Source organism: Pseudonocardia sp. McavD-2-B, assembly GCF_024124365.1.
Lineage (GTDB): Bacteria > Actinomycetota > Actinomycetes > Mycobacteriales > Pseudonocardiaceae > Pseudonocardia > Pseudonocardia alni.
Genome location: NZ_JAMXSG010000436.1, coordinates 1 through 2847, shown reverse-complemented (window position 1 = coordinate 2847; position 2847 = coordinate 1). Strand labels below are relative to the sequence as shown.

Here is a 2847-nt window from a genome sequence, read left to right as displayed (position 1 = left end):
AGCCCGGTGCCGCTCCGCCGGTCCCGCCGGTCCCGGTGGGCTGAGGCCCGGCTGCCCGACCCCGCCCCGGCGCCGCCCGGGCTGCGCTCGCCGGCTCCCGGCCGCGCCGACCTCGATCAGTACCTCAGCGCTGTCCCCCCGTCACGCGACCGCCCTGAAGTACTGATCGATCGCCGGACTCGGGTCCGGGGGAGTGGGCGAACGCCCGGAGGTCGAGGAAGTCCGCCGGGGTGGACGGCCAGCCGTGCACCGGCAGCAGCGGTACGGCGTCGGACCGCGTCGAGCGGCGGACCAGCGCGTGCACCCCGGCGTGGTCGGGGGTGTCGACGACGACGGAGTCCGCGGCCGGCCGCTCCTCCACCGCCCGTCAGTCGACGTGGTGCCGCCAGTGGTCGGCGAGCGCGCGCAGATGGTCGGGCGGGACGCCGGAGGACCACCCGGCGCCGGACGGTACGTCGGGCCGGCGGTGTCGTCGAGTCGGGCGTGCAGGCGGTCGATCTCCGCCTGCGGGACGGGGAACGGGTTCGGCGCCACGACACGACCGTGGCACCGGACCCGGACGGATCTTGTCCTCGGAGGTCAGGCCGAGACGACGGTCCCGATGTGCTCCCCGGCCAGGGCCTTCGTCAGGTTCCCGGCGACGGTCCCGTCGACGATCTGCACCGACCGGACGTGCCGGGCGCGCTGCAGCGTGCGCAGCGCCTCCCGGTCGATCGGCAGGGTCCGGGCGGCGTCGGCGAGCAGGTCGGCCGCGGACGCCTCTCGCAGCACGGTGTCCCCGTCGAGCACGCCGCCGACGTCGCGGACGTAGGTCAGCGAGGCCGCGCCCCACGCGTCGGCCAGCAGCAGCGCGCCGGTGTCGGTGCGGTGGGCCGGGATCTTCCCGGCGGCCGTCGGCAGCTCGTGCACGCCGTAGGGCGGGTAGCCGTTGGTGACGGCGGCGTTCGACGCGGCCAGGTGCACCGGCAGCTGGTGGGCGACGGTGTCGTGCCCGAGGTAGGCGACGCCCTGCTCGGCGAGCAGCGCGGCGACCAGGTGCCCGTTCTGCTCGGCCTCACGGCCGGCGATCTCGGCGAGCGCACCGGTCGGCAGGCCCAGGTCGAGACCGACGCCGAGCGCGTGCCGGGCACGGACCCCGGCACCGGTGGCGATCAGCAGCGGGTCGCCGGAGATCGCGGCGCGCAGCTCCTCGACGAGCGGCAGCAGCACGTCGCGGCCGCGGTCGACGATCGAGCGGCCGCCGAGCACGACCACGCGCAGGCGGGGCAGCATCCGGATGACCGGCTGCTGCTGGTCGACGGGGCGGACCTGCTCGCGGTCGAGCAGGGTCTGGCGGGCCAGCGGGGACTCGACGTCCTTGGGGTGGGTGGTGCTCATCGGGCGTCTCCCGCGGTGATGATCGTGCCCACGTGCTCGCCGGCGAGCGCGCGGGTGAGGTTGCCGGGCTTGAGACCGTTGACGATCTGGATCGAGCGGACGTGCGTCGCGTGCCGCATGAGCTCCAGCACCGGGCGCTCGACGATCAGGTCGGGCAGGTCCCGCTCGACGAGCTCGTCGACGGTGATCTCGGGGATCAGGGTCGCCGACGGGTCGTTCTTCGGGTTCGCGGTGTAGAGACCGTCCTCGTCCTTGACGAAGATCATGTTCTTGCAGCCGTAGGTCTCGGCGACCAGGTAGCAGCCGGCGTCGGTGCGGTAGGGCGGGATGACGCCCTCGTCGGGCAGCGGCTGCCACATGGCGTACGGCGGCATGCCGGCGAAGATCGCAGCGCGGACCTCGGACAGCGACAGCGGCAGCGCGTCGAACCCGCCCCCGGCGACGACCGGCACCCCGTGCCGGGCCATCAGGTAGCCGAGCATCGTGGCGTTCTGCCCGGCGACGGCGCTGCCGACCGAGCTGAGCACACCGGTGGGCAGGCCGAGCCCGGCGGCCAGGGAGTACGCGTGCCGGGCACGGGTGCCGCCGCCGGTGCCGATCAGCAGCCGGTGCGCGGACCGGGCCTCCAACAGCTCCTCGACCAGCGGGAACACCGCCTCGCGGCCGCGGTCCATGAAGCTCTGCCCGCCGACCTTGACCACGGACACGTCGGGCAGGACCCGGATGTCGGGGGTCCGCTCGGTGGCCGCGGCGAGCTCCGGGTCGTCGAGCGACCGGGTCAGCAGCAGCGACTCGAGCTCGGCCGCGCTCGCGGCGTGCGTCATCGCATCTCCTCGTGTTCCGATGCGCGCACCCGGACGGGCGGCGCGTCCGGCGCGAACCTAGCGACTCCGGGTCGCGTCGTGCCCGACGACGCCACGGACACCCCGACCGGGCTGCGGTACCGGGACCGGGCGCCGCGCCGTCGGCGCGGCCGGTCGTGCACGACCGGCCGGGTGCGGGGGGGGCGCGGACGCGGTCACCCTGGGGTGCGGAGGCGGAAGGTGCCGGTGGGCGCGTCGAAGGCCAGCTCGTCGGTGTCGAACACCGCCCCCACCGCCCCGGAGGCTGCCAGCTCACCGGGCGTCCCCGTGTGCAGCGCGCCCGCGCCGTCGAGCAGCCAGGCCCGGTCCGCCAGACGCAGTGCCGGCTCCAGGTCGTGGGTGGACAACAGCACCGCGAGGTCCTGCTCCCCCGCCAGCCGGCGCAGCGTCCCGAGCAGCGCGACCCGGGAGGAGACGTCGAGGAACGCGCTCGGCTCGTCGAGCAGCAGCAGCGAGGGCTGCTGGGCCAGTGCGCGGGCGACCATCATCCGCTGCCGCTCGCCGTCGGACATCCGGGCCAGCGGGCGTCCGGCCAGCGGGCCGGCGCGGACCGCGTCGATCGCGGCGTCGACGGCGGCCTCGTCGCCGGCGGTGAGCACGCCGGTGG

4 protein-coding genes are annotated in these 2847 nt (G+C 75.6%); all 4 read right to left on the bottom strand.

What is annotated here, in order from left to right; genetic code table 11:
* Positions 1–124: 124 nt before the first annotated feature.
* On the bottom strand, positions 125–361 hold the full coding sequence (locus tag NH602_RS29820; RefSeq protein WP_253069557.1) for an epoxide hydrolase N-terminal domain-containing protein: 237 nt from the start codon (positions 359–361) through the stop codon (positions 125–127).
* A gap of 218 nt (positions 362–579) precedes the next feature.
* Positions 580–1377, bottom strand: coding sequence for a molybdenum storage protein subunit alpha (locus NH602_RS29815; protein WP_073574575.1), 798 nt, complete (start codon positions 1375–1377; stop codon positions 580–582).
* Positions 1374–2201, bottom strand: coding sequence for a uridine kinase (locus NH602_RS29810; protein WP_073574574.1), 828 nt, complete (start codon positions 2199–2201; stop codon positions 1374–1376). Before NH602_RS29810 ends, NH602_RS29815 begins: the two co-directional genes overlap by 4 nt.
* A 194-nt stretch (positions 2202–2395) precedes the next feature.
* Positions 2396–2847 (bottom strand): ATP-binding cassette domain-containing protein (locus NH602_RS29805; protein ID WP_253069556.1); only part of this gene is annotated, 452 nt, incomplete at its 5' end.